The organism is Jannaschia pohangensis (assembly GCF_900113875.1).
In the GTDB taxonomy this organism is placed as follows: domain Bacteria; phylum Pseudomonadota; class Alphaproteobacteria; order Rhodobacterales; family Rhodobacteraceae; genus Jannaschia; species Jannaschia pohangensis.
The window spans coordinates 426,153-452,831 of sequence record NZ_FORA01000002.1; the positions used below are offsets into that span (position 1 = coordinate 426,153).

At 65.5% G+C, this 26,679-nt stretch carries 29 protein-coding genes and 2 tRNA genes; 25 read left to right on the forward strand and 6 right to left on the reverse strand.

What is annotated here, in order from left to right; all coding sequences use genetic code 11:
• Positions 1-57: 57 nt before the first annotated feature.
• Complete coding sequence (locus tag BM002_RS09105) at positions 58-1,125, forward strand: bifunctional transcriptional activator/DNA repair enzyme AdaA (protein ID WP_092779694.1); 1,068 nt, start codon at positions 58-60, stop codon at positions 1,123-1,125.
• Positions 1,122-1,865: an isocitrate lyase/PEP mutase family protein gene (locus tag BM002_RS09110; RefSeq protein WP_217641164.1), complete on the forward strand. Its 744-nt coding sequence runs from the start codon at positions 1,122-1,124 to the stop codon at positions 1,863-1,865. The genes BM002_RS09105 and BM002_RS09110 overlap by 4 nt, the downstream gene beginning before the upstream one ends.
• On the opposite strand, the gene BM002_RS09115 is transcribed toward BM002_RS09110, so the two are convergent.
• Positions 1,862-2,842 (reverse strand): zinc-ribbon domain-containing protein, encoded by a 981-nt coding sequence (locus tag BM002_RS09115; RefSeq protein ID WP_425431837.1) that lies wholly within the window; start codon positions 2,840-2,842, stop codon positions 1,862-1,864. The genes BM002_RS09110 and BM002_RS09115 overlap by 4 nt on opposite strands.
• Positions 2,843-2,984: 142 nt before the next feature.
• On the opposite strand from BM002_RS09115, the gene BM002_RS09120 reads away from it, so the two are divergent.
• From BM002_RS09120 to BM002_RS09190, 15 genes are all read left to right on the forward strand, one after another.
• Positions 2,985-3,662, forward strand: a complete 678-nt coding sequence (locus BM002_RS09120; protein ID WP_092780543.1) for a cell division ATP-binding protein FtsE — start codon at positions 2,985-2,987, stop codon at positions 3,660-3,662.
• Between the two features lie 41 nt (positions 3,663-3,703).
• Positions 3,704-4,582, forward strand: coding sequence for a cell division protein FtsX (locus BM002_RS09125; RefSeq protein ID WP_092780546.1), 879 nt, complete (start codon positions 3,704-3,706; stop codon positions 4,580-4,582).
• 9 nt (positions 4,583-4,591) lie between these two features.
• Positions 4,592-5,377 (forward strand): lysophospholipid acyltransferase family protein, encoded by a 786-nt coding sequence (locus BM002_RS09130; RefSeq protein ID WP_092779698.1) that lies wholly within the window; start codon positions 4,592-4,594, stop codon positions 5,375-5,377.
• A gap of 7 nt (positions 5,378-5,384) precedes the next feature.
• Positions 5,385-6,836, forward strand: a complete 1,452-nt coding sequence (locus tag BM002_RS09135) for a cobyric acid synthase (protein ID WP_092779700.1) — start codon at positions 5,385-5,387, stop codon at positions 6,834-6,836.
• 72 nt (positions 6,837-6,908) lie between these two features.
• Positions 6,909-7,700 carry a lytic murein transglycosylase gene (locus BM002_RS09140; protein ID WP_092779702.1) on the forward strand — a complete coding sequence of 264 codons (792 nt, stop codon included), beginning with the start codon at positions 6,909-6,911 and terminating at the stop codon, positions 7,698-7,700.
• A gap of 138 nt (positions 7,701-7,838) precedes the next feature.
• Positions 7,839-9,278: an FAD-linked oxidase C-terminal domain-containing protein gene (locus BM002_RS09145; RefSeq protein ID WP_092779704.1), complete on the forward strand. Its 1,440-nt coding sequence runs from the start codon at positions 7,839-7,841 to the stop codon at positions 9,276-9,278.
• A 15-nt stretch (positions 9,279-9,293) separates the two neighbouring features.
• Positions 9,294-10,406 carry an FAD-binding protein gene (locus BM002_RS09150; protein ID WP_092779706.1) on the forward strand — a complete coding sequence of 371 codons (1,113 nt, stop codon included), beginning with the start codon at positions 9,294-9,296 and terminating at the stop codon, positions 10,404-10,406.
• Positions 10,403-11,554 (forward strand): hypothetical protein, encoded by a 1,152-nt coding sequence (locus BM002_RS09155; RefSeq protein WP_092779708.1) that lies wholly within the window; start codon positions 10,403-10,405, stop codon positions 11,552-11,554. The genes BM002_RS09150 and BM002_RS09155 overlap by 4 nt, the downstream gene beginning before the upstream one ends.
• 11 nt (positions 11,555-11,565) lie before the next feature.
• Positions 11,566-12,915 carry a glycolate oxidase subunit GlcF gene (gene glcF / locus BM002_RS09160; RefSeq protein ID WP_092779710.1) on the forward strand — a complete coding sequence of 450 codons (1,350 nt, stop codon included), beginning with the start codon at positions 11,566-11,568 and terminating at the stop codon, positions 12,913-12,915.
• Positions 12,916-12,975: 60 nt separating this feature from the next.
• On the forward strand, positions 12,976-13,791 hold the full coding sequence (locus BM002_RS09165; RefSeq protein ID WP_092779712.1) for a trypsin-like serine peptidase: 816 nt from the start codon (positions 12,976-12,978) through the stop codon (positions 13,789-13,791).
• A gap of 108 nt (positions 13,792-13,899) precedes the next feature.
• Complete coding sequence (locus BM002_RS09170; RefSeq protein WP_092779714.1) at positions 13,900-14,712, forward strand: trypsin-like serine peptidase; 813 nt, start codon at positions 13,900-13,902, stop codon at positions 14,710-14,712.
• Positions 14,713-14,763: 51 nt separating this feature from the next.
• On the forward strand, positions 14,764-15,306 hold the full coding sequence (locus tag BM002_RS09175) for a tetratricopeptide repeat protein (protein WP_092779716.1): 543 nt from the start codon (positions 14,764-14,766) through the stop codon (positions 15,304-15,306).
• 44 nt (positions 15,307-15,350) lie between these two features.
• Positions 15,351-15,435: transfer RNA gene (locus BM002_RS09180), tRNA-Leu, on the forward strand.
• A gap of 61 nt (positions 15,436-15,496) precedes the next feature.
• Positions 15,497-16,210 (forward strand): DUF599 domain-containing protein, encoded by a 714-nt coding sequence (locus BM002_RS09185; protein WP_092779718.1) that lies wholly within the window; start codon positions 15,497-15,499, stop codon positions 16,208-16,210.
• A 6-nt stretch (positions 16,211-16,216) separates the two neighbouring features.
• Positions 16,217-16,564, forward strand: coding sequence for a hypothetical protein (locus BM002_RS09190; protein WP_092780548.1), 348 nt, complete (start codon positions 16,217-16,219; stop codon positions 16,562-16,564).
• Here the strand turns inward: BM002_RS09190 and BM002_RS09195 are convergent.
• On the reverse strand, positions 16,543-17,148 hold the full coding sequence (locus BM002_RS09195; RefSeq protein ID WP_245749187.1) for an NYN domain-containing protein: 606 nt from the start codon (positions 17,146-17,148) through the stop codon (positions 16,543-16,545). The genes BM002_RS09190 and BM002_RS09195 overlap by 22 nt on opposite strands.
• A 5-nt stretch (positions 17,149-17,153) precedes the next feature.
• A complete protein-coding gene (trpA, locus tag BM002_RS09200) occupies positions 17,154-17,945 on the reverse strand; it encodes a tryptophan synthase subunit alpha (RefSeq protein WP_092779721.1) in 792 nt (263 codons plus the stop codon).
• A 155-nt stretch (positions 17,946-18,100) separates the two neighbouring features.
• On the opposite strand from trpA, the gene BM002_RS09205 reads away from it, so the two are divergent.
• The 8 genes from BM002_RS09205 (at position 18,101) to BM002_RS09240 (ending at position 22,793) form a co-directional block, all read left to right on the forward strand.
• Positions 18,101-18,289: a hypothetical protein gene (locus BM002_RS09205; RefSeq protein ID WP_092780553.1), complete on the forward strand. Its 189-nt coding sequence runs from the start codon at positions 18,101-18,103 to the stop codon at positions 18,287-18,289.
• Between the two features lie 160 nt (positions 18,290-18,449).
• Entirely contained in the window at positions 18,450-19,196 is a 747-nt protein-coding gene (locus BM002_RS09210) for a nucleotidyltransferase domain-containing protein (RefSeq protein ID WP_175484848.1), read from the forward strand.
• A gap of 139 nt (positions 19,197-19,335) precedes the next feature.
• On the forward strand, positions 19,336-20,433 hold the full coding sequence (ychF, locus tag BM002_RS09215; protein ID WP_092779725.1) for a redox-regulated ATPase YchF: 1,098 nt from the start codon (positions 19,336-19,338) through the stop codon (positions 20,431-20,433).
• A gap of 114 nt (positions 20,434-20,547) precedes the next feature.
• The gene (locus BM002_RS09220; protein WP_092779727.1) at positions 20,548-21,285 is read left to right on the forward strand and encodes a hypothetical protein; all 738 of its coding nucleotides are present in this window, start codon (positions 20,548-20,550) and stop codon (positions 21,283-21,285) included.
• Positions 21,282-21,479, forward strand: coding sequence for a hypothetical protein (locus BM002_RS09225; protein ID WP_092779729.1), 198 nt, complete (start codon positions 21,282-21,284; stop codon positions 21,477-21,479). Before BM002_RS09220 ends, BM002_RS09225 begins: the two co-directional genes overlap by 4 nt.
• A gap of 97 nt (positions 21,480-21,576) precedes the next feature.
• Positions 21,577-22,149: a L,D-transpeptidase gene (locus tag BM002_RS09230; protein WP_092779731.1), complete on the forward strand. Its 573-nt coding sequence runs from the start codon at positions 21,577-21,579 to the stop codon at positions 22,147-22,149.
• Positions 22,150-22,234: 85 nt separating this feature from the next.
• Positions 22,235-22,660, forward strand: a complete 426-nt coding sequence (locus BM002_RS09235; protein WP_175484849.1) for a hypothetical protein — start codon at positions 22,235-22,237, stop codon at positions 22,658-22,660.
• A 43-nt stretch (positions 22,661-22,703) separates the two neighbouring features.
• Positions 22,704-22,793: transfer RNA gene (locus tag BM002_RS09240), tRNA-Ser, on the forward strand.
• 404 nt (positions 22,794-23,197) lie between these two features.
• Here BM002_RS09240 and BM002_RS09245 read toward each other — a convergent pair.
• The 3 genes from BM002_RS09245 to BM002_RS09255 form a co-directional block, all read right to left on the reverse strand.
• Positions 23,198-25,114, reverse strand: coding sequence for an AAA family ATPase (locus BM002_RS09245; RefSeq protein ID WP_175484850.1), 1,917 nt, complete (start codon positions 25,112-25,114; stop codon positions 23,198-23,200).
• A gap of 290 nt (positions 25,115-25,404) precedes the next feature.
• Positions 25,405-25,839: a hypothetical protein gene (locus BM002_RS09250; RefSeq protein ID WP_092779738.1), complete on the reverse strand. Its 435-nt coding sequence runs from the start codon at positions 25,837-25,839 to the stop codon at positions 25,405-25,407.
• Positions 25,840-26,114: 275 nt separating this feature from the next.
• Positions 26,115-26,675, reverse strand: coding sequence for a hypothetical protein (locus BM002_RS09255; RefSeq protein WP_092779741.1), 561 nt, complete (start codon positions 26,673-26,675; stop codon positions 26,115-26,117).
• Between the last annotated feature and the right edge of the window lie 4 nt (positions 26,676-26,679).

Genomic DNA, 26,679 nt, shown 5'->3' on the forward strand with positions numbered 1-26,679 from the left:
CGAAATAGACGCCCGATTTCCGGCGGCACGCGCCGTCGGGCCGGGCTATTCAGGCCCATGCTGTTCGACCTGCCCGATGATGATACCCTGTACCGCGCCCTGATCGCGCGGGACGACCGCTTTGACGGACAGGCCTTCGTCTGCGTCGCGACAACCGGCATCTTCTGTCGGCTGACCTGCCCCGCGCGTAAACCGAGGCGCGAGAATTGCACCTTTCACCCAAGGACCGCCGATTGCCTGAGCGCCGGTTTCCGCCCCTGCAAGCGGTGCCATCCGCTGGCCCCCGTGGCGCAGGCCGATCCCGCCGTGACCCGCCTTCTGGCCGCCGTCGACGCCGACCCCGACCGCCGGTGGACCGAGACGGCCGTGGCCCGCATGGGGTTCGATCCGTCGACGGTGCGGCGCGCGTTTCAGCGGCATTTCGCCATGACCTTCCTGCAACTGGCGCGACAACGGCGCGTGTCATTGGGGGTTTCGGCGCTGGCGGACGGCGACCGGGTCATCGCCGCGCAACATGCGGCGGGGTTCGAATCGCCCGCCGCCTTCCGCGTGGCCTTTGCGCGATTGCTGGGATGCGCGCCCGGGGCGCTGTCGTCCGACCCGCTGCTCTGGGCCGACTGGATCGCCACGCCGCTGGGCGACATGGTGGCGGTGTCCAGCCGGACGCATCTGCACCTTCTGGAGTTCGTGGACCGCCCCGCCTTGCCCGCCGAATTGCGACGCCTGCGCACGGCGACGAAGGGCGCGCTCGGGTTGGGACCCACCGATCCGACGCGGCAACTGCGCGGCGAATTGGCCGCCTTTTTCGAGGGACGGAGTGCGAGGTTCGAAACACCGCTCCATCTGGACGGCAGCGCGTTTGCCCGGATCGTCTGGGACGCCCTGCGCGCGATTCCGGCAGGCGAGACCCGGAGTTATTCCCGCCTTGCCCGCGACATTGGCCGACCCGAGGCCGTGCGCGCCGTGGCCCGCGCGAACGGCACCAACCAGATCGCGCTGCTCGTGCCCTGTCACCGGGTGATCGGGGCGGATGGCGCGCTGACCGGATACGGTGGCGGGCTTTGGCGCAAGCAGCGGTTGCTTGAAATCGAAGCGCAATATCTCTCTGAAGGACGCCCCGAATGACCAAAATGACCGACAGGATCGCCCGCCTGCACGCCCTGCACCGGCGCGGTGATCCGCTGATCCTCTGCAATGTCTGGGACGCGGGCAGTGCCACCGCCGTGGCGCGTGTCGGCGCCAGGGCCATCGCGACCAGCAGTTGGGCCGTCGCCGCAGCCCGCGGGTTGCCCGATGGGCAGGCCGTCACGTTTGACGCGCTGATCGCCCTGACCGAAACACTGGCCGCGGCGACGGACCTGCCGGTCAGCGTCGACGTTGAGGCGGGATACGGTGACACGTCCGATGCGGTGGCCGCGAATGTGATGCGGGTGGAGGGGGGCGGGGCCAGCGGCGTCAACCTGGAGGATCAGGTGATAGACGGCCCGGGCCTGATCGGGATCGCGGCGCAGCTCGCACGGATCGCCGCCATCCGCAACCGGGGCGTCAAACTGTTCCTGAACGCCCGCACCGATGTCGTGTTGAAAGCCGCAAAGGATACGGTCCACGCCGACCTGTTGCCCGAAGTGATCGCTCGGGGGCAGGCCTATGCGGCGGCGGGCGCCGATGGGTTCTTCGTGCCCGGGCTGACCGCGCCCGACCTGGTGGCGCGGGTCTGCGATGCGGTCGCCTTGCCGGTCAACGTGATGGTGACGGAACTGACGGCGGATCTGTCCCCCCTGACGGGCGTCGGCGTTGCGCGGATCAGCCGGGGCCCCGGCCCCTATCTTGCGGCGATGGCAACGCTGGAGAAGATGGCATCCTAGGGATCGGGCGAGATCGAATCCGTCAACGCCTCGACCCCGGAGGCAAGCGAGACGCGCTGCGCATCGACCCAGGCCACGTAGTTGGTCAGGATGTCGCCGAGTTGCGGCGCGGCGGCCGCGATCTGATCGGCGAAGACATAGACCGCGATCAGGATCACGATCACCAGGAAGGCCACGACGAACCCGATCCGGAAGCCGGACATGCGCTTCTGCCGGGGTTCCACTTCCTCGGCGTCGTCGACCTCGCCCGCTTCTGCGGCGGCTTCGGCGGCGCGCTCATCGGGGCGCAGGGACGAATTGATCTCTTCGATATCGGGCAGCAGTTCCTTGCGCGCCGCACGGGCCGACAAGGGGGCGGCGGCGGCGGCCAGCGCTTCGCCCGCCGATCCATCGGAGGATGTGTCGGAGGCCCCGTCGGAGGCCGGATTGGCCGCGCGGAGGGTTTCGGCGATGACATCCGCGATGTCGTCGTCCGATTGCTCGTCATTGGACTGGGGCAGGACTGTCGATTGACGACGGCCTCGCGCGCGCTCCGCCGCACTGTTCAGACGGGAACGTTCGGCCGCGGCAACGGCGCGCGGATCGCCTTCGTCCATGATCTCTGCGTCGGGCACGCCGGTCGAGGTCTGCTTGGCACCGGAGCGCAGACGCTCGGCGCGTTCCCGTTCCTCGCGCAGGATGTCGAGGGTTTCGGCATCGGGTGTGGGCCGTTGGGGCCTGGCGGCGCGGGCGTTGGCATTCGCATCCGCTTCTTCGCGCGGGAGGGGACGGCTGGGGCGGCGGCGCTCGCCCGGTGGCAGTGCCTCACGGCCCCGGCCTTCCTGAAACCAGGTGGTCCCGCAATTCGAACATTGCACATCCCGACCTTCCGCGGGGATCATGTCCTGGCCGACTTCGTATTTGGCTTGGCAATTGGGGCAGGTGATGCGCATTCGCTGCTGTCTCGTCATTCTTTCCGGCGGCGGAACAATTCCCATTACCGCGCCCGATTGACAACAAAGTGTCAACCCTGAGGGAGGACCACCCGGCGCGATTTGTGACCTTTGGGCATAGATCAACGCGGATTGCGTCGAAATCATGGCTGGGGCACAAGCGCCGGAACGCAACGGGGACCACTTCGTGATCGAGCTTCAGGGCGCAGGATATTCCTATGACGGAACCGGATTGCTCAGCGATCTGACCACGGCCTTTGCGCCGGGCTCGTTCCAGTTCCTGACCGGGCCGTCCGGCGCGGGCAAGTCGACCCTGCTCAAACTCTGCTACGGCGAGCTGAAACCGACCAAGGGCGCGGTCCTGCTGGACGGGCGCGACAGCCGACAGGTTGGCCGCGACGGCCTGGCGCGGCTCAGGCGGCGGATCGGCGTGGTGCATCAGGATTGCCAGTTCGTCGATCATCTGACGGTGCGCGACAATGTCGCCCTGCCGCTGACGGTGGCGGGGCGCGATCCTGCGGCGGAGGCCACGAACCTGGATCAACTGCTGGGCTGGGTCGGGCTGGCCAACAGGGCCAATGCCACGCCGCCGCAATTGTCCGGAGGGGAGCGTCAGCGCGCGGCCCTGGCCCGCGCGATCATCATGGACCCCGATGTCATCATCGCCGACGAGCCGACGGGCAACATCGATTGGGAGATGTCGCAGCGCCTGCTGGCCCTGCTGGCCGAGCTGAACAAACTGGGCAAGACCATCCTTGTCGCGACGCACGATCTGGCGCTGATCCGGGCGGCCAAGCCGCTGGTGGCGGCGCGCGTCCTGCGGCTGGCCGGTGGCACGCTGACCACGGCGGGGGCCGAATTGTGAGCCGCCTGCGCCTTCTTCTCAACCGGCTGGTCACCCATCTGATGGACCGGATGTTCGGCGACTGGCAGGCCGACCGCGTGGTCCCGCCCACGGGCCAGACCGTCTGGCTGACCGTCTTCGCCGCCGCCACGATGGCCTATCTGGCGGTCTTCGCAATGGCGCTCGCGCTGGCGACCGGGCGACTTGCCGCGACCTGGGAGGCGGACCTGGCGCAGGCCGTGACCATCCGCATCACCGCACCAGACGCGCAGGCCGATGCGCAGGTGGCCGCCGTACTGACCCTGCTCGGCACGACCGAAGGGGTCGAGACGGCGCGCGCGCTGGATGCCGACGACCAGAAGGCGCTGCTGGCCCCCTGGCTTGGCACGGACCTGCCGCTCGACCGTTTGCCGCTGCCGCGTCTGGTCGAGGTGGTGCAGGACGGCGATCTGGACGTCGAGGGCCTGCGCCTGCGCCTGGTGGCCGAGGTGCCGGGCGCCGTTCTGGACGACCACGGCCGCTGGCGCGAGCCGCTGGTGCGGGCGGCGGGCGGGCTGCGCACCCTGGGCTGGTCGGCCCTGGCCTTGATCGCCGCGACGCTGGCCGCCGTGGTGACGCTGGCCGCGCAATCGGCCCTGTCGGCCAATGCGCAGATCATCCGGGTTCTGCGTCTGATCGGGGCGCAGGATGCCTATGTCGCGCGCGCCTTCACCCGCCGCTTCACCCTGCGCGCCGCCGCCGGGGCGGCCTTCGGCACGGTCGCGGGGCTTGTCACCATCGCCTTCCTGCCCGAGGCGGAAACGGCGGGCGGCTTTCTGACCGGCCTCGGCTATCGCGGTGTGGGCTGGCTGATGCCGGTGCTGATCCCTTTCTTTGCGGGCCTCATGGCCTTTTTTGCCACCCGCCGTGCGGCCTTCCGCGCGCTGGTCCGTTTCGAATAGGAGCCCGCGATGCAGCACGTCAAATCGATGTTCTTCAACCTGCTGATGTATATCTGGATGCCGATCTGCGGGCTGCTCTATGCGCCCTGGGCCATCGCCTCGCCCGAGGGGGCGCGGGCCGGTTGCGACGCCTATGCGAGCACGACGCTCCGGATGCTGGCCGCCATCACGGGCCTGCGCACCGAGATCCGGGGCGAGGTGCCGACGGGCGGGTGTCTGGTGGCGGCCAAGCACCAGTCGTTCCTCGATATCATCCTGATCTGGAACCCCCTGAGCCGTCCGTTCTTCATCATGAAATCGATCCTGCGCTTTGCGCCGGTCTTGGGCGTCTATGCGTTGCGGCTTGGCTGCATCCCCGTGCATCGCGGCAAGCGGACCGAGGCGATCCGCCTGATGCTGGCCGAAGTGAAGTCGGGCAAGCGCGATGGCGGCCAACTGCTGATCTATCCGCAGGGCACGCGCGTGGCCCCGGGTGTCAAGGCGCCCTACAAGGTGGGGACTTTCGCGCTTTATGAGTTGCTGGGTCAGCCCTGCGTGCCCGTGGCAACCAATGTCGGTGTCTTCTGGCCCAAGCGCGGCATCCTGCGCAAACCGGGGCTGGCGGTGGCCGAGTTTCTGGAGCCGATCCCCCCGGGGCTGGACCGGGCGACCTTCATGGGCCTGCTGGAAGAGCGGATCGAGACCGCGTCCAACCGTCTGATGGAAGAGGCGGGCTTTCCCGTCGCCGCCGACCCGCAGGCCATGGGCGACCCGGTGGACGCAGCCGTGCGCGACGTGGCCAAGACCGACCGCTAGGTCCCCCGTGGCACGGGCCATCATGATCCAGGGCGCGGGGTCCAACGTCGGCAAGTCGATGCTGGTCGCGGGCCTATGCCGCCATTTCGCGCGGCAAGGCCTGCGCGTGCGCCCCTTCAAGCCGCAGAACATGTCCAACAACGCCGCCGTCACCGCCGACGGGGGCGAGATCGGGCGGGCGCAGGCGCTTCAGGCGCGGGCCTGCGGGGTGGAGCCGATGGTCGACATGAACCCCGTCCTTCTGAAACCCGAGAGCGAGACGGGCAGTCAGGTCATCGTGCAGGGCAAGCGCCTGACGACGGTCCGGGCGCGGGACTACGCGGCACTCAAACCGCAACTGCTGACCGCCTGTCTCGACAGTTTTCACCGACTGGCCCACGACGCCGATCTGGTTGTGATCGAGGGGGCAGGCAGTCCGGCGGAAATCAACCTGCGCGCGGGCGACATTGCCAATATGGGCTTTGCCGAGGCCGCTGATGTGCCCGTCATTCTGGCCGGTGATATCGACCGGGGCGGCGTCATCGCACAGCTGGTGGGCACCAAGGCGGTGCTGGACCCCGCCGATGCCGCGCGGATCAAGGGCTTCCTCGTCAACAAGTTCCGCGGCGACGTGACCCTGTTCGACGACGGGATGACGGCGATTGCGGATCATACGGGATGGGCGCCCCTGGGTGTGGTCCCGTGGTTCGACGCGGCCTGGCGCCTGCCAGCCGAAGACATCCTCGACATCCGGTCGGCGCGGCGCGACGGGGCGTTTCGCATCGCGGTGCCGAAACTTGGCCGGATCGCGAATTTCGACGACCTCGACCCGCTGAGCGCCGATCCCGCCCTGTCGGTCGAGGTCATCGCCCCCGGCACGCCCCTGCCCGTCTGCGACTTGATCCTGATCCCGGGATCGAAGTCGACGATTGCCGATCTGGCGGCGTTTCGGGCCAACGGGTGGGACATCGACCTGATGGCGCATCACCGGCGCGGCGGTCACACGTTGGGGATTTGCGGCGGCTATCAGATGCTGGGCCGGACCATCGCCGACCCGGGCGGGATCGAGGGGCCACCCTGCGAAGTGCCCGGCCTGGGCCTGCTGGATGTGGCCACGGTGATGCAGCCGATGAAACACCTGTCGCGCGTCTCGGCCCGCGACCGCGACAGCGGGGCCGACGTGTCGGGCTATGAGATCCACCTGGGCGAGACGACAGGCCCCGATACGCGGAACGGCTGGCTGCTGCGCGACGGCGTGGCGATCGGGGCGGCCAGTGGCGACGGACGGGTGCGCGGTTGCTATCTGCACGGCCTGTTCGAAGGGGATGCCTTTCGCGCCGCCTTCCTCGCCCGGTTGGGCGCGCAGGCTTCCGCGATGGACTATGGCGCGGGGGTCGAGGCGACGCTGGATGCGTTGGCCGACCATCTGAATCGCGCCCTCGATCTGGCGGCATTTCATCGCCTCGCCGAACCAATCTGACGGCGGAACGTTGCCGAGCGCGCAGAGCGTGATAGTCTTCGGCAAACTGCGCCATTGTTTCAGGAGATTCCCATGCTTCGCGCCCTTGCCGTTATCGCTTCCCTCGCCGCCACGCCGGCCCTTGCCGCCACCTGCGGCAACGACGCCGGAGGATGGGAGAGCTGGAAACAGCAATTCGCCCAGGAAGCCAGCGCCGCAGGCATCGGGCAGCGCGGCCTTCAGGCCCTGTCGGGCGCGCGCTATGCCACCCGCACAATCGCCGCCGACCGCAACCAGCGCGGCGTGCGCTATGCACTCAACGACTTCATCCGCATCCGCCTGGGCAGCCTCGACAGCTTTGCCTCGCAGGCGACCCGTCGGCTGGATCAGAACCGCGCCTTCTTCCAGTCGCTGGAGCAGCGGTATGGCGTGCCCGCCGGCATCCTGCTGGCGATCCACGGGATGGAGACGGGCTTCGGCAACAACATGGGGAACGAGAATGTCGTCTCCTCGATCTTGACGGTGGCCTATGACTGCCGCCGGTCGGATTTCTTCACGCCTCATGCGCTGGCCGCGTTGCAGATGGTCGACCGCGGAATGCTGGCCGTGGGCCAGAACGGCGCCGCCCACGGCGAGCTTGGGCATACCCAGTTCCTGCCGGGCAATGCGCTGCGCTACGGCCAAGACGGCAATGGCGACGGGCGGGTCGATTTCTACAACATGGCGGATGCCATGGCCTCGACCGCCAACTTCCTGCGTCAGAAGGGCTGGCAGCCGGGTCAGCCGTTCAGCGAAGGCACGCCGAACTTCCGCGTGTTGAACGAATGGAACGCGGCGACCGTCTATCAGCAGGCCATCGCCCTGTCGGCGGAACGCATCCGCTGATCCTTCGGGGCACTGGAACGGATTTGAGGGGGCGGTCATCCGCCCCCTTTTCATATCTGCCAAGGGCGGCATTGGTCTTGCGTTCTGGGAAATTGGTTATATTATCTTACCAATCTTGGCCGCCGGAGGAGATCGCCCATGGAAATGCCCAAAGTCGACCCGTTCATCCTGGCCAAGAAGGCAACTCTGGTCGCCCGCCTGTCCGAGGTGTTGCCCGCCGATGCCGTCATCCACGACATCGAGGAAACCCGCGCCTATGAATGCGACGCGCTGACGGCCTATCGGTGCCCGCCGTTGGCCGCCGTTCTGCCGCGCAATACTCGCGAAGTGGCCGACGTGCTGCGCATCTGTCACGATCTGGGCGTGCCGGTGGTGCCGCGCGGATCGGGCACCTCGCTGGCTGGGGGCGCGCTGCCGACGGCGGATTGCGTCATCCTGGGTGTGGCGCGGATGAACGATGTGCTGGAGGTCGATTACGACGACCGCATCATCCGGGTGCAGACCGGACGCACCAACCTGAGCGTCACCGGCGCGGTCGAGGCGGACGGGTTCTTCTATGCCCCCGACCCGTCGTCGCAGCTGGCCTGCGCCATCGCGGGCAACATCGCGATGAATTCGGGCGGGGCGCATTGCCTGAAATACGGGGTGACGACCAACAACCTTCTGGGCGTCACCATCGTGCAGATGGACGGTACCGTGGTCGAGATCGGCGGCGCGCATATGGATGCGGCGGGTCTGGACCTGCTTGGCGTCATCTGTGGGTCCGAAGGCCAGCTTGGCGTCGTGACCGAGGCGACGTTGCGCATCTTGCCCAAGCCCGAGGGCGCGCGGCCCGTCCTTATCGGCTTTGATTCGCTCGAGGTGGCGGGAGCCTGTGTCGCCGACATCATCAAGGCGGGCGTCCTGCCGGTGGCCATCGAATTCATGGACCGGATCATCATCCGGATCGTCGAGGATTATGCCCACGCGGGCTATCCCGATTGCGAGGCCCTTCTGATCGTCGAGGTCGAGGGGTCGGAGGCCGAGATCGACGAACAGCTGGCCCTGATCGAGGCGATTGCCCGCAGGCATGACCCCGTCGAACTGCGCCAGAGCCAATCGTCGGACGAAGCCGCCAAGATCTGGCTGGGGCGCAAGTCGGCCTTTGGCGCGACAGGCCGGATCAGCGACTACATGTGCCTCGACGGGACCATCCCGGTGAGCGAGCTGCCCCGGGTCCTGGCCGGGATCACCGCGCTGTCGCAGAAATACGGCCTGCGCGTCGGCAACGTGTTCCACGCGGGCGACGGCAACATGCACCCGCTGATCATGTACGACGCCAACAAGCCGGGCGATCTGGAGCTTTGCGAAGACATGGGGGCCGAGATCCTGAAGCTCTGCGTCGAGGTGGGCGGTTGCCTGACCGGCGAGCATGGCGTCGGCATCGAAAAGCGCGACCTGATGGGGCATCAGTTCACCGCCGAGGACATGGAGGCGCAGATGCGCGTCAAGGATGTCTTCGACCCGAAGTGGTTGCTGAACCCCGCCAAGGTGTTCCCGCTGGCCACCACGCAATCGCGCCGCGCGACGGTCGCCTGACGCAGAAATCCGTCCATGGGACAGGAAGGGGACGCGGTGCTGACACCCACGACCGAAGAAGACCTGGCCGACATCGTGCGCGGCGCGAACGGACCCTTGTCGGTGCGCGGCGGCGGCACGCGCGGCCCCCTGCCTGAAGGCGAGGCGGTGACGACCACGGGCCTGACCGGCATCACGCTCTATGAGCCGGGTGCGCTGACCATCGTGGCCCGCGCGGGAACCCCGATGGAGGAGATCGAGGCCGCCCTCGCGTCCGAGAACCAGCGCCTTCCGTTCGAGCCGATGGACCACCGCGTCCTTCTGGGCACCACTGGCACGCCGACCATCGGCGGGGCGGTTGCGATGAATGTGTCCGGGCCGCGCCGGGTGCAGGCCGGAGCCTGCCGGGACAGCCTGATCGGTGTGCGCTTCGTCGATGGCACCGGGACCATCGTCAAGAACGGCGGGCGGGTGATGAAGAACGTGACCGGCTATGATCTGGTGAAACTGCTGGCCGGATCGCGGGGCAGTCTCGGGGTGCTGACCGAGGTCAGTTTCAAGGTTCTGCCTTCCGCCGCGACCGAAGCCACACTTGTTCTCGACGGGCTGGACGTGGCCGGAGCCGTTAAGGCCATGGCTGCCGCCCTGTCGTCCCCCTTCGAGGTGAACGCCGCCGCCCACGACCCGCAGTCGGGCAAGACAAGCCTGCGGATCGAGGGGCTGGAAGGGTCGGTCGCCTATCGCACCGACGCGCTGACCAAAGTTCTGACCCCCTTCGGGACGGTCACTTCCATCGCGGGCGCCGGGTCGGCGGACCTCTGGCGCGCTGTGCGGGACGGGCAGGCCGTGGCCGGTGAGGGCGACATCTGGCGCGTCCACACCAGGGCCAGCGCCGCCGCGCAGGTCGTGGCGGATGCCAAGGCCACGGCGAGTCTGCTTGATTGGGGCGGCGGCCTTGTCTGGCTGCGCGTCCCCGAGGGGCTCGACCTGCGCGCCCGGCTTGGCCCGCACGGCGCGCAGGCGATCCGCGTTCGGGGCACCGGCGCAGGCGCATTGCCGCCCGAACCCCCGGCCCTTGCGGCCCTGACCGACGGCATCCGCGACCGCTTCGATCCGCGCGGCCTGTTCAAGGCGGGGCTGGCCGGGTGAGCGATCCCTACGATTACGCGGCCTTGTCCCTCCCATCGGCAACACGCGACGCCATCGGCGCATTCTGGGCAGAGTTCGCGGCGCAGGAGGCGGGTCTGGATGCGCTGTTCACGACGGGTTCCAGAGAGACGGACCCCGTCGCGGTGATGGCCGCGCTGCACGATGTCTCGCCGGAACTCATGTGGGAATTCGGCAAGGCCGAAACCGGGCATAAGGTCGTCATCACGGCGGAATGGAACGACGACAATCGCGCCCTCGCCCGTGCGGTCGTCCAGAGCGCGCCGCAATTGCGGTATTTCACCCCCGAAGACGTCCGTACGCCCAATCCGCCCGAGGCGATTGCCGAGCTGTTCGCCGCCCGGACGCGGGCAGCTCTGGACATCACGACCGTCACCCCCTCGGTCAGCGCGACGGGCCGGATGGACATTCACTTCACCGGGGCCGCGTCGGATCAGGTCCTCTTCGAGCAGGGTTTGACCTTCGCAAGCCTGGCCTTGGGCGAGACGGCTGAGCGGGATTGGCTGGGGCAGGTGACGACCGAAAAGGTCAAGGCGGACGGGTTCTTTCGCCGCGCCAAACTGCCGCCGCTCGATATCGCGGCAGCGGTCGAGGCGTGCCATGCGGCCATCGAGGCCGCGAAAGCCAACCGCCCCGGGCGACCCTATGGCAATGAGCCGCCGGAGGCGCGACAGCAGCTTCTTTTCAACATCGGTGGCCAGTCGGGCGAAAGCCATCCCCGCGCCGACCTCATCACCTATGTCGCGTCGAACGAGGCGTTCGCACAAAACCTACTGCAGGCGGAGCGGTTCAGTTCCGTCTGCCACAGCGCCCATGGTGAATGGTTCGTCGGACTGCGCATTCCGAACGAAGCGGATGGACCGATGGATGTGAGCCTCCGAAGCACCCTTGAAGATCGCCTACACGATGCGCTGTCACAGGCGGGGCTCGGGGGGTTCGCGGCGGCGGGTTCGGGAGCTGAGTTTACCTATATCGACTTGGCGCTGACCGATGTGACGCGGGGCCTTGCCTGCGCCGCCGACGCGCTGCGCGGTGCTGACGGCGCGGAAGATGCCATTGTCCAGTTCCTCGATCCCGGCCTCGCCACCCAAGACATGCCGCTGAGCAAAGCGGCCGTGACGCTTCACTGAAAGGTTCCGCCATGCAAACGACCTTCACGCCCGAACAGCTGGCCGATCCGGCCACCGCGCGTTCGAACGAGATCCTGCGGTCCTGCGTGCATTGCGGGTTCTGCACGGCGACCTGTCCGACCTATCAGGTGCTCGGCGACGAGTTGGACAGCCCCCGGGGCCGCATCTACCTCATCAAGGACATGCTGGAGAACGACCGGCCGGCGGACGCAAAGACCGTCAAGCACATCGACCGTTGCCTGTCGTGCCTGGCCTGCATGTCCACCTGTCCGTCGGGTGTGCATTACATGCATCTGGTCGACCATGCGCGCGAGCATATCGAAAAGACCTACAAGCGGCCGGTGATGGACCGGCTGCTGCGCTGGACGCTGGCGCAGATCCTCCCCTATCCGACGCGGTTCCGGCTGGCCCTGCTTGGCGCGAAGATCGGCAAGCCCTTTGCCTTCCTGATGCCCGATGCGCGGCTCAGGGCGATGCTGGCGATGGCGCCCAAGGTCGTCCCGCCGGTCAGCCGCAACGACGATCCGCAGACCTTCCATGTGTCCGAACCGAAGATGCGCGTGGCGCTCATGACGGGCTGTGCGCAAAAGGCGCTGAACACCGACATCAACGACGCGACCATCCGTCTGCTGACCCGGCTCGGGGCCGAAGTCGTCATCGCCGAGGGCATGGGCTGCTGCGGCGCGCTGACCCATCACATGGGCAAGACCGACGCCAGTCATGCCTCTGCCGCCGCCAACATCAACGCCTGGACGCGCGAGATGGAGGGCAAGGGCCTCGACGCGATCGTCATCAACACCTCGGGCTGCGGGACCACGGTCAAGGACTACGGCCACATGTTCCGCAACGACGCGCTGGCCGACAAGGCCGCGGCAGTGTCCGCTATCACGCGGGACGTGTCGGAGGTTCTGTTGCAGCTGATGGACAAGGACCGCGCCTACACCACGCCACAGGTCGACGGCGCGCCGATGCAGGTGGCCTATCACGCGGCCTGTTCGCTGCAACACGGCCAGCAGATCAAGGGCGCGCCCAAGGACCTTCTGAAACGGGCGGGCTTCACGGTGCTGGAGCCGCGCGATCCGCATCTGTGCTGTGGTTCGGCCGGCACCTACAACCTGATGCAGCCCGAGATTTCAGGGGAGCTGAAGCGCCGCAAGGTCGCCACCCTGGAGGAGCGCAAGCCCGACGTGATTTCCGCGGGCAACATCGGCTGCATGATCCAGATCGGCAGTGCCGCGTCCGTCCCCACGGTGCATACCGTCGAACTGCTGGACTGGGCGACGGGCGGTCCGATCCCGCCCGCGATTGCGACATTCGAGCCCGGAACGCCCAAGGACACGCCCGTGCCGCGATTGCGCTAGGGTTTCGCCACAACGGGGCGGCAGGGTCGCGGGATTGACCTGCCCTGCCGGAGCTGCCCGATGCGTCAAATCCTTGCCACTGTCGCCCTGTGTCTTCTTGCCGTCCCGGCCATCGCCGCCGGGGACGGTCCTCAAAGCCTGAACACCGCCGATGAGGTGCGCGGGCTGGAAGGGGTGGGCCGCCTTGACATGCTGACCACATCGGGCCAGAGCGGGTTCTGCACCGCGACACTGGTCAGCCCGACGCTCGTTCTGACAGCGGCCCATTGCGTCTTCGACCCGGCCACCGGCGCGGCGCATCGCACCGAAGAGATCGTCTTTCGCGCGGGCCTGCGCCACGGGCGCGAAGATGCCCGGCGCACGATCCGCCGCATGGTCGTGCACCCCGGCTATGACTTTTCCGCCAAGCCGAGTGCCGAAAGCGTCGCCGCCGACCTCGCGCTTCTGGAGTTGGACCGCGCGTTGCAGATGCCGAACGTGCAGCCCTTTCCCGCCAGCGGACGGCTGCGCGAAGGCGACGTCGTCCAGGTCGTGAGCTATGCCCGTGACCGGGCCGACGCCCCGTCGAGCGAGGACGATTGCACCGTCCTGCATCGAAACCTGCGGGTGCTGGCGCTGGATTGCTCGGTCAATTTCGGCGCATCGGGCGCGCCTGTCTTCGTGAACACCACCGACGGGCTGCGCATCGTCTCGGTGATTTCCGCCATGGGAGAGATCGACGGCGAACCCGCCGCCTTTGCCGTGACCGTCGAGGCAGGGCTGGCGACGCTGATGCAGGAGTTCGGGCGGTCCAGCCGACTCACCGCGACGCGCAAGACCATCCGCGTGGGCGAAAGCGCATCGGGGAACATTCGGTTCGTCAGGCCCGGGGAGTGACACAATCCCGCGGATTGGCCCCGAAAGTGTCCTGAACGGGTGCCAATCGCGTCCAGTTGCCGCCGGGTTCGGACCCTAAAACAGACGGAACAGAATGAAGGCCGTCCCATGTTCCGAACTGTCCGCACCGCGTTTTCCGCCCTCTGCATTGTTCTTGGCGGCCTGTCCGCAGCGCAAGCGGATGCCGAACTGCAGACCCTGCGCACCGCCGATGACACCCGCGGGTGGGAGGCCGTCGGGCGTCTGAATTTCGGCAATGACGGGTTTTGTACCGCGGCCCTCATCACATCGGATGTGGTTCTGACAGCGGCCCACTGCCTGTTTGACCAGGCGACGGGCGACCGCATCAAACCCGAAGAGATCGAATTTCAGGCCGGGCTCCGGTTTGGCCGGGCCGAGGCCTATCGCGGCATCCGTCGCATTGTCGTCCACCCCGGATACAGCTTTCAGGACACAGACCGCCTGGGCCGTGTCGGCAGCGACCTGGCCCTTCTGGAACTGGACCAGCCGGTGCGCAGCGGTCATGTCCGCCCCTTCCGCACGCAATTCCGGATCGAGGCGGGGCAGACCGTCCAGGTCGTGAGTTACGCAAAGGACCGCGCCGACGCCCCCTCCCGCGAGGCGGCCTGCACGGTGCTGACGCGCGACGATGAAATCCTCGTGCTGAGCTGCGAAGTCGATTTCGGCTCCTCCGGGGCACCGGTCTTCGCGGTCTACGGCGACGAGGTGCGCATCGTCTCGGTGATCTCGGCCAAGGCCCGGTGGGAAGGCCAGAGCGTCTCGCTCGCCGCTGTCATGGAGGGGGAGTTGGACGCGCTGATTTCCGAATTCTCCCGCACGCCGGCGCTTGGCCCCGTGGCCAAACGGGTAATCGCCACGGATGCGATCGACACCTCGGCCAGCGAGGTCGTGGTCGAATAATCCTTCGCGGGCCGGCTTGACCCCTCGGACAGTTGTGCCACCTTCGTGGATATGAAGACGCTCGCCATCATCGCCCTGACCCTCGGCACACCTGTTCTGGCGGACTGCCCGGCAGCACCCGACATCACGGCGCAGATGGATGACCTGCTGGCGCAGATGCAGACGATCGAGACGGATCGCGAGGCCCGCGAGATTTCCAACCAGATGTGGGAAGTCTGGATAGAGGCACCCGACGACGCCGCGCAGACCCTGCTCGACGAAGGCATGGACCGGCGCGCGGTCTATGACCTGGAAGGCGCGGTCACGGCCTTCGATGCGTTGGTCGAATACTGCCCGGACTATGCCGAAGGCTACAACCAGCGCGCCTTCGCCAACTTCCTGCGCGAGGATTTCGCCACCGCCCTGCCCGATCTGGACCGCGCCCTGGAGCTCAGCCCGCGCCATGTGGCGGCGATGTCGGGCAAGGGCCTGACCCTGATCCAGATGGGCCGCATCCGCGAAGGACAGGACGTGATCCGCGAGGCGCTCAAGCTGAACCCCTGGCTGAGCGAGCGGCAGTTCCTGGCCCTGCCCCCCGAGACGACAGACCTCTGAGCCCTTGCCAAGAACCCGGCCCTCGCCCTAAGCCCGGAGCGTGTGCGGGCGTGGTGGAATGGTAGACACAGCAGACTTAAAATCTGCAGGGCCTGGCCCGTGCGGGTTCGAGTCCCGCCGCCCGCACCAAATCCCCCGCCGCCCCGGCATCGGCATTTCGGACGTCCCGGCGGCGTGATAGACGCGGCCCATGTTGCCCGATCTTCTGACCGCCTTCACCTTTCTCGACGGCCTGGCCCTTGGCCTGCTGGCGCTGACCTGGGTGTCGGTGGGCTGGATCATCGAGCATCCGCCGAAAGGACGTGCCTCGGTCAGCGTCCTGATGCAGCGGTATCGCCGCGACTGGATGGTCGAGATGACGACGCGCCAACCCCGCATCTTCGATGCCGCCATCCTGTCGAGCCTGCGGCAGGGCACGACCTTCCTGACCTCGGCGTTGATGATCGCCGTGGGCGGCGTGCTGGCGCTGGCGGGCAACGCGGACCGGCTGGACGGCATCGTCATGGGTCTGGGTGGCGGCTTCAACATCGGCGAGACCGCCGTCAGCCATCCCGTCATCTTCTGGCAGGCAAAACTGGGCGTGGTAGCCCTTTTGCTGACCCATGCGGTGTTCAAGTTCATCTGGTCGAACCGCCTGTTCGGCTATTGCTCGGTGGTCATGGCCTCGGTCCCGAACGACATCTCCGACGCCCGTGTCCTGAAGCGCGCGGCCCAGGACGCCGAAATCAACATCCGCGCGGCGCTCAATTTCAACCGGGGCCTGAGGTCGGTCTATTTCGCCTTTGCCGCGCTCACCTGGATCCTGGGGCCGATCGTCCTGATCCTTGCGGTCGCAATCACGGCGCGGTCCGTTCTGTCACGGGAATTTGCATCGACATCGCGCGGTGTCCTGTTGGAGGAATGAGCAATGATGAACCGTCTTGTCCCCCTGCTGCTGCTCGCAGCCTCGCCCGCCCTTGCCGATTCCCCGGTCGTCGAAGGCGCCGTCGCCAATGAAACGCGCGGCGGATGGAGTTTTTCCGTCACCGTCCGCCACCCCGACACCGGATGGGATCACTACGCCGACGCCTGGGCGGTTTTCGCGCTGGACGGCACGAAGCTGGGCGAGCGCGTGTTGCTGCACCCCCACGAGACCGAGCAGCCCTTTACCCGGTCGCAATCGGGCATCCAGATCCCCGAGGGCACCGAAAGCGTCATCATCCGCGCCCATGACAGCGTGCACGGATGGGGTGCGGATTACGTCTTGGAGCTGCCCTGATCCACCGGCTTGGGCAGGTCGAGCCAAAGGACCGCGTCGCGATAGCCGCCGCGCACCAGATGGCCGCGCTTGCGAACCTCGGGGAATTGTTCCGCCCAGTCGCGGAACCGGTCGTTGGTGATGACAACCGCACCCATGTCGCGGGCGGCGGTCAGGATCATGGGATCGGCGGGTTCGCCCTTGTTGACGACCATCACCCGTTCTTTCGGCAGGTCCAGCGTCCGGGCCAATGACCCGTCGTGACGATACTTGCCCATCAGTTTGTAGCCCGCGTTGGCGTCGAAGACGACACCGGCGGTATAGCCCCGGGCGTGCAGGTGGCTCAGGACATCCTGGACCGGTTGCAGGCTTGGCGTGCCTTCGCGCCAGTGCATGACGTTCGATCCATCCAGCACGGCCCATTTCACCGGGCCTTTGGGTGCGGATGTCGCATCCGACCGCGCGGCGCGTAGCAGCAGGAGGACGCCGATCAGCACACCGGCGGCGGCAAGCCCCAGAACCTGATTGGAAAGCGGAAGGACCAGGGCCGCGGCAACCCCGCCGACAGAGGCGGCCAGCACCAGGATCGGCAGGATGAATCGCACCGGCTTCAGCCCCGGTGCGCGCCGTCGGCGAGCGATTTCACGTAAGCCAGGATATCCGCGACCGAGTCGCCGCGCGCGATGCGGTCGACGATGGCCGAGCCGACGACGCAGCCGTCCGCCACACCGGCAATCGCCTCGGCGGCCTCGGGCGTCTTGATACCGAAGCCGACGATGACCGGCAGGTCGGTGGAGGCCTTGATCGTCTCGACCTCGGGCCCGACCTTGGCGGCATTCGCCTCGGCCGCGCCGGTGATCCCGGTGATCGAAACGTAATAGAGGAAACCCGACGTGTTCTGGAGCACCCGGGGCAGCCGCTTGGCATCGGTCGTGGGGGTCGCCAGGCGAATGAAGTTCAGCCCAGCCGCCTGGGCCGGGATGCAGAGTTCGCTGTCTTCCTCGGGCGGCAGGTCGACGACGATCAGGCCATCGACGCCGGCCTCTTTCGCGTCGACCAGAAACCTGGCCACACCGCGCGAATAGATCGGATTGTAATAGCCCATCAGGACGATCGGCGTGGCATCGTCCGTCGCCCGGAAATCCCGGATCAGGTCGAGCGTGCCCTGAAGTGTCATCCCGCCTTCGAGCGCGCGCTGACCGGCCAGCTGGATCGTCGGGCCATCGGCCATGGGGTCGGTGAATGGCAGGCCAAGCTCGATGATGTCGACGCCGGCGCCCGGCAGGCCTTTCATGACCTCTGCGGTCTTGGCCGCATCGGGATCGCCCGCCATGATGTAGGTCACGAAGGCCTTGCGGTTCTGGGCCCTCAGCCGGGCAAACGTGTCATCAATGCGGGTCATGCTTCCCCCCTCCGGTGCGTCCCCCCGATTGCGACAGCCATGCGCCAAGGTCAATCGGAACCCGACCCCGCCGAGCACCGCTGCGGGGAATGAGGTGAAAAATTTCCCCCTGTGTGTCCATGGACATGTGGCAGCGCGGCTCCCATCTTCCGGACATGAATTACTTGCTCGCCATCCTCCTGCCGCCCCTGTCCATCCTTTTGGCCGGGCGACCGATCCTCGGGATCATCACGTTCATCATCTGGATCCCCGCATTGTTCTTTTCGGGCGGGCTGACCCATCCGATGTTCATCCTGCTTGCCTGGTTCATCATCTTCGAAGGGCGCAACAGGGAACGCGGGTAGGTGTTCTGAAGGTCGGTTTGGCGGACGAAGGGTGCTTTCGCCGCGACTGCGCCAACGGCAGCTTTCATGACCTCAACAAAAAAGGTCGTAAGCGACCGGCAGCCGTCTTACACAGTCCAGTGGACCCCACGGTTCCGTTAGGCGCGTGAGGAGCTTGTATTTGAGGAAGAAGCTTTCAGCGGCTTTGTCCGCAGCAGAACAGATTCGCGACCAGTTTTTTCCGGAAGCAAGCGCCTGCTTGCTTGCGGGTTCGGTGGTTCGAGGCGACGCAACAGCTTATTCGGACCTCGACTTGGTCGTGGTTTATGAACGCGTTGAGAACGCCCAAAGGCAGTCTTTTGTTTTCGGGGACTGGCCCGTTGAAGCATTTATTCACGATCCTCAAACTCTGGAATTTTTCTTCCGGGAGGTGGACCGTCCGTCAGGAGTGCCGTCTCTGCCCAACATGGTCAGCGAAGGCATTGAGATACCTCGCGAAACCAAATGCGGTAGACTTGTGAAAGACCTGGCGTCCCGGATTTTGGAAGAAGGCCCGATCGAATGGGGTCAAAAAGAACGCGAGAACTCGCGCTATGCAATAAGCGATATGGTCGAAGATATCCGTGAGCCTCGCAATATAGCTGAGCTTCGTATCGTCATCTCAAATCTATACTCGGCTATTGCCAATCACTTCCTCCGGTCGCAGAATCAGTGGTCAGCCAAAGGAAAGAGCATTCCCAGAAGGCTCATGAGCGTTAATCCCGAGGTCCATAAGCGCTTCGCAGAGGCTTTTGAGGCCGCTTTCACTCGTGACGATACCACAGACGTCATTCAACTTTGCGAACACGTGTTGGAACCAGATGGGGGCTTTCTATTCCAAGGCTATACCCGCGATGCACCAAAAGAGTGGCGTATGCCTGACGCGTGATGGAGCGTCAGCCGCCATTCGTACTTGATGCAGCTATTAAGTAGTCTGGGCTTGAAGCCACCGTTCGCCGCTGCCCATGGCTTGCCCCCCTCCCCGGCCCGGCGTAGAGGAACCGCGGTCAACGCAAGGGGATGGGATCATGGGTTTCAAGATGGGCATCGTGGGTCTGCCGAACGTCGGCAAGTCGACCCTGTTCAATGCGTTGACCAAGACGGCCGCCGCGCAGGCCGCCAACTTCCCCTTCTGCACCATCGAGCCGAATGTGGGCGATGTGGCCGTGCCAGATGCGCGGCTCGACCGTCTGGCGTCGATTGCCCAGTCCAAGCAGATCATTCCGACCCGCATGACCTTCGTCGACATCGCGGGCCTGGTGAAGGGCGCGTCCAAGGGTGAGGGTCTGGGCAATCAGTTCCTGGCCAATATCCGTGAGACGGACGCCATTGCCCATGTCCTGCGCTGTTTCGAGGACGGCGACGTCACCCATGTGGAAGACCGCGTGAACCCGGTCGAAGACGCCGAGATCATCGAGACGGAACTGATGATCGCCGACATGGAGTCCATCGAGAAGCGGCTGCAGGGCCTGCTCCGCAAGGTGCGCGGCGGCGACAAGGAGGCCGTCCAGCAGGAGCGTCTGCTGCGCGCGGCCCTGGCCGTTCTGGAGCAGGGCAAACCCGCGCGGGCCGTCGCGGTCGATGCCGAGGATGCCAAGGCCTGGGCCATGCTGCAGCTTCTGACCTCCAAGCCGATCCTCTATGTCTGCAACGTCGACGAAGGCTCTGCCGCGACGGGCAACGCCATGTCCGCCGCCGTGGCCGAGATGGCCGCCGCCCAAGGGGCCGCCCATGTCGTCATCAGCGCGCAGATCGAGGAAGAGATCGCGCAGCTCTCCCACGAGGAAGCCGCCGAATTCCTGAGCGAGATGGGGCTGGAGGAGCCCGGCCTCGACCGGTTGATCCAGGCGGGCTATGCCCTGCTGGAGCTTGAGACCTACTTCACCGTCGGCCCCAAGGAGGCGCGCGCCTGGACCATCCGCAAGGGCACCAGCGCCCCCCGGGCCGCCGGCGTCATCCACGGCGACTTCGAAAAGGGGTTCATCCGGGCCGAGACCATCGCCTATGACGATTTCGTCACCCTGGGCGGCGAGCTGCCCGCCAAGGAAGCGGGCAAGATGCGGGCCGAAGGCAAGGCCTATATCGTCAAGGATGGCGACGTGCTGCACTTCCTGTTCAACACCTGACACCCTGTTGCGTCCGGCGCCCATTCGGGTGACAATCAGTCCATTGTAAGAATGGATTGAAGCAGGCCGGGCGAGCGGTTTCTGGAAGACGGTGAACGCGCCGCGCTTGACGGTGTGGCTCTGGATGCGTTCAAACGCGATGTCATCGCCCATGCCCGCCGCAAGCTAGTCCTGTCGCGCGACATGGACGACGCGGAATGGGAGCCCGTCGCGGGCGCGAGGTTCGACCGGACCCATGGTTGGCTGCGCAACTACGAGAATGTCCGCCATGAAAGCTATGTTTTCATGGTGATGCTATATTTCATTCTCGGCATTGATGGCATCGACTTGGATTTATGTGGCGCAAACGCTGCAAAACGACCGGATCGGGATAAATACGCGAGTCCGCTTTCTTTCCGACCTGACGATCAGAATGCTCAGAGGGGTCTACTGATGCCCATTCTTGCCGCCGTTCCGGTCGGTGCAGCTGCGGGTGGGGGCACCCCCCTCGGGGGCGGCGCGATCCTGGGCGGGCTTACCGCCAGCCAGATCGCGGCCGCCATGTTTTATTCGGCCGCACTTGTTGTCACTGGCGTTTTGGCCCTTGATGTCATCTCTGACGCGCTCGACACGCCCGTCACCCAATCCGAAGCCGAGACAATCGCAGGCCACGCGGGCGACGCATCCAAAGCAGAGCGCGAACGCCTGCGCGGCTGTGCGGAATGCATCTGGTGCCAGGTCAACATTCAGGCGCAGGGCACTCTGATCTATGGCGCGGACGTCCGCCCGACGCGACAAGGCATCGGCCCCTTACCTGCGCCTGAGAACCATATTTGCACGCGAAGGTGTGATTATCGCCGGAATGACCCATGAGTTCGTCCGCGGCGTCGCCGGAGGGCGCGTTCAAGCAGATCGAACGATGGGACATTCTGGCGGCGACGGTGGCCTACATACTGGAACGGTCCAGAAACGGCGGTCTGCCCCGGCGCTTGTCACGCCAAACACCGCATAAATCGCGGCAGGACCGCCACGGCCGCGCAGCAATGCATACGATCACGCGCATGTGACCTTGAGTGCAGGATGGGCCTGTGTCCCCATATGGTGAATTGGCGTGCCGGGGTGGGATTCGGGACGCCAAACAGTTTGCCAAAGGAGAATGCCATTATGGACAGACGCCAATTGATCGCCGGGGGCGCGGCCCTCGCACTTTTCGGAAGCAGCGACGCCATGGCGCAGGCCGTCGCCCCGTCGAACATCCGCCCCGATTTTCTGCCCGTCGAAGTGCCGATCCGCGCGGGGATCGCCCCGAACGAGATTCACGTCGTGCCCGACAGCTTCATGCTGTTCTGGACCATGCCCGGTGCGCGCGCGATGCGCTACATGGTCGGGGTCGGACGCCCCGGTCTTTATGAGAGCGGCGAATTCTATGTCGGCGCCAAGAAGGAATGGCCGAGCTGGACCCCGACGAACTCGATGATCGAGCGCAACCCGGCCTATGCCCAGTGGAAGGACGGCATGCCCGGCGGCCCGAACAACCCGCTTGGTGCGCGTGCGCTCTATCTCTTCGAGCCAGGCCGGGGTGATACCTTCCTGCGGATCCACGGGACCAATGCGCCCAACACCATCGGCAGCGCCGTGTCGAACGGTTGCGCGCGCCTGGTGAACGATCAGGCGGTGGACCTCTACAACCGCGTTCCGATGCGGTCGCGTGTCGTCCTCTATCCGAAGACCATCTGACCCGATGCGCGCTGCGATCATCGCGATCGCGGCAATCCTTGCCGCTTCTGAGGTCCTCGCCTGCAATCCGGGCGAGGACGTTTTCATGTCTTGCACCATCGCGACGAATGGCAAGTACCTGGAAGTCTGCCACGACGCAGAGACGGTGTTCTATCGCTTCGGTCCCGCGAACCGGCCCGCCGAACTGGCCCTGTCCGTGCCCATCACAGAGGTCGATTATGTCCCGTGGCCCGGCGTCGGTCGGTCGATTGCCGAGGGCATCGACTTTCGCAACGGCAACCATGTCTACAAGGTCTATGCAGGTTTCGACCGCATGTATGATGACGAGCCGGAGGACCTGGAACGCAGTTTCGGCGGCGTGCGCATCGCGCGCGATGACCTGCCCCTCGGCGAGATGATCTGCGACCCGCCCACCGTCGACTTCGGGTGGAGCCCGCCCCTCTGGGACGCGATGATCGCGGCCGGTCTGGAATGGAACGACCGCGAGCAAACTTGGCGCCCGGCACGGTAATTTGCACTTGCCCCTCCCTGCCCTCACCAATAGACGGGTCAGCGGAGACGTGGCCGAGTGGTCGAAGGCGCTCCCCTGCTAAGGGAGTAGGCGGGAAACTGTCTCGAGGGTTCGAATCCCTTCGTCTCCGCCACAACCACCTTGTAAGTAGCTGGTTACATTAGGCATATTTCCGGTTCCTCTCTTCAGGGTACATTTCAAGGTACAGTTTGGCTTTTCCGCCATGATCGGTACTGAGCGTTACCGGCCTGATTGCGCGGATATCAGAAGTTTCAACCTCACTTTGGCGACGGCTTCGAGGAGCCTGAGGCTCAACATTTCTTGATGGCGTCCTCGTCATTCCCGGATGCCTGTCCGGTCGAAAGCCGGCGCACCAAACACTCAACTGTAGCAACAGGTCAATCAGACCTGCGCAGAGTGTCTGCAAGCTATACCCAATGCAGCGAAAACTCTGTCTGCCCGGTTGCAAGAATGCTGCGCTGCATCCGGGATTTGATCTGAAGGCCGTGAAATCTGGCCGTGCATCCAAAGATCCCCTCAATGCACCAGTCTGACGTGGCACGTGTCCTCATGTCGGATCTGCCCGAGGAGACCTTGGAGCTGCTCCGCGTTTAAATCCCTCTCCCTCATCAGGGCGTCAGCGACGCGCGTGATGTCCGCCCTCCAGGTTTCGGCCATGCGACACGCATCGGTTTGCGCGTCCTCAAGGAGTTGACTCATCGCCCGCGCTTGCGAAGGCGTTAGGTGATCGTGTGGTTGCCAGACCGGTAGCGGGTCGTCCTGGATCAGATGCCATTCTCCCGCCGCGCGGGAAGCAAGACGTGTTGCCTGCGCCAAATCGCTAGTGGGACCGTCGCCGCCGCCGGACGAGACGCCTTCGCAGAAGATCATTTCTGCGGCCCGGCCTGCGAGCAGGCTTACGAGTTCATCCCTGACTGCCGCGAGAATGTATACGCGTACGCGCGGAGCCTGGATGCCAGCACCTCGAGGGCCGAGCCACGCACGAACCGGAGCCGGTCTGTTCAGAACGTGTCCGACAACCAGATGCCCGGCCTCATGGATCGCCATGCGATGGGGGTCGGCGGGCGTGACGGGATCGGTCCCTTCGATGGCATGAACGGCGGCAAGAAGATCTTGGGCTTCGACAGTGACAATTTTCGATCCGCTCGAGTTGCGGATCCGGGTCCGCGTGATCGCGATGGATTCGCGCGCGAGATGGGCCGCATCGGCTCCGGTGCCCCCTGCGAGACCGTCGAGGGCTGCGGTCCATTCGGCCTTCGTCTCGAGCCCAAGGGCGGCACGGCCGCCCAGGTTGTCCCGCAGAATGAGGCCCAACGCTGTCCGGTCCGGCCGATGAAGCGCGATGTGGTGATCGCAGCGACCCGCGCGAATGAGCGCCGGGTCCAGCTGGTCGGGATGGTTGGTCGCCAAGACCACCACGACCCCGGGGCTGTCGGCCAGCATGGTGAGCCGTGTGAGGTATCCGTTGACGACGCTGCGCCGGTAGCTGGCGGCGTGGGGATCGGAGGTATCGGCCCGGTCCGATAGACAGTCAGCCTCGTCCACGAGGACAACGGCAGGTGCCGTATCCCGGGCGCGTTCCACGCCCGCATCAAGTGCGGCCAGCATCTTTCCCAAGTGGCCCGCTGCTTGCACCGTCGTGTAGGACAGGTCGATGACCTCGCCGCCGATCTCGTTGGCAATCGCATGGGCGACGGAGGTCTTGCCGACGCCGGCAGGGCCGTGGAGGAGGAAAGACGCTCCGACCTCCGGCCACTCCAAAGCGCCGTCCTTCCAGTCTTCCACGTCGGCGACGACACGTTCGAGCTTGTCCCGCGCTCGACCGAGGCCGTGGATATCGCGAAGTCGCGGAGAAGGCTCTGACCCTGATGTCCGTGCAGACAACGCTTCACTCGCCATGCCTTGATGCAGGCAAGCCTCGACGGCATCGAGGCGGGCAAAGACCTCGGCGGCAGTTTCCCCGGCCCAGATGTGCGCGAGGTGCGTTGTCGTAAGATAAGTCATGTCCGCTGCCGCGGACGATCCGGCTGCGCCGGTTTCATCGCAGGCGTCAGGTACGGGAGTGCCACAGGCGCGCAGCATGGCAGCGATATCGTCACGGGAAAGTACGGGAAGAGTCAGTTCGTGGGGGAAAGCGATTGCACGCAGCTGTTCTGGCATGCTGGCACCGATTTCGAGCTGCACGACAACGGTTGCACCAAGCATGAGTGCGCTGTCGAGGCTCTTGATCTCGTGCCATGGTAGGGAAGAGGTGCGATCGGCGTCTTGCACGGGATCGCATTTGAGGAAGCGTCCCGGCCACGGAGCGCGGCCCATCGCTTCACAGATGGTTGGGAAAACGGGGCGCTCGAGACGCTGGTCGAGACCGCGTTCCTCGCCATCGCACCGCAAAATGACGACCGATCCAGGCCGGAGAGTCGAGAGATCGCCCATCGCAGCGAAGGCTTTCGCGAGGCGGACAACCTGGGACAGTACGAGTGGCGAGAACTGGCCATGCGGCCGTCGCAGGGCATCTACGGTGCCGTCGTCCGCCTCCCAGGCGGTCTGTTCTCGTGCATCGACGTAACGGCGAAGCGCTGCATCGCGAAGACCGTTTGCAGAGATTGGAAAGCAAGGAGGTGGCAGGGGAAGCATGGGCATAGGCGGGCCTTTCGGAGCGGAGCAGGCAGCGGGGCGCGCGCGCGGCAAAGCCGGGCGTGACCTGAGGGGAGCAATTAGGGTCATTACATGGGCGGCAGATCGTCGCCTTCATCCGTGTCCAGATACCCAAGGCCGATCTCGTGGAGGCACTGGTAAAAGCTGGCGAGCGGGTCACGCCGAAGCACACCGAGTTCTGCGACGCGCAGACTGACGCGGGACGAGCCGGGCAACCGAAAGACCACCGCGTGCTCTGGCAGAACGACGCATGCGAGAAGTCGGAACGCCCTGTGACCGTATCGCCGTCGGCCGCGCGGCGAATTGCGATAGCCACATGAGATATTCCAACCATAAAGACCGGATCCGGTCGGATGCGTGGTCGTTTTGATCTGTATTGTGATGGCGTCGTCGCCAATGAGAGCGAGCCGATCGTAGGGCCGCCCATCCGGCGCGGGCATGACAGGGATACCGCGTGGCAAGAGAATGCTGTCGACGACCGCTGCACCCGCTTGACCGATCATCGTTGCGTGGTGTGACAAGACCGACGGTGAGACATCCGGAAAATCGGCGAGCGCTTTCAGAGGGTCGGGATCTGCTTGACGGGCCGGATGTCTACGTCCGTCGTCAAGCTGGGCGTGATCAGGGAAGAGATTCAGTTGAGTTTCGAATAGGGGCATCCTTGATGGAGGTTCACGTCCCCTGCCCGACCGCGACAATTATGAGCCGAGGCGGAAAGAGGCGTGAAAGATTGCGGGCGTGACCGAATATCAGGATCGGTCAGCGGAATGACGGTGACCTAAATGCAGGGAGCCAGTCCAAGATCGAGATCGTCGTCCCAGTCCTCGATGGAGAGGGAGCCGTAGAACGGATCCTCGTTATCACGGCTGGCATCTTCAGCTTCCCAAGCGTTCAACTCCGTAGTCTCCCGCCCTTCCCAGGCGTCGGCCAAGTCTTCGAGAACTGAGGCAGCGCGCGAAAGAGACAGGTGGACGGTCCGGTCCCGGTCGTCGGCCCCCTCACGCAAAAGAAATCCGAACGCCATCACGGCCATCCTGACGTCATGGGCCCGCGTTGCGTTCAAAGCGCAAATCAGAATATTTGCCGCCCCCCGGTAGACCGGTTGCGAAGCTCGGCAGGACGCGTGCTCCGCGGCATCGATCGCGATGGAGAATGCTTCGTCGGCGTCGGTCGAGCCATTGTAGTACGCTGGATCGCCGTCAGGCAGACCTTGCGCCTCTGCATCCGCCCGTAGAAGCCGCTCGAGCCCCTGGATCGCCGCGCCAAAAATGGGGCACGCAGGCGTGTTGTTTCCGGGTGCGCCCGACGTGGGTGCGGTGATAGAGATAATATCAGTCATGGTC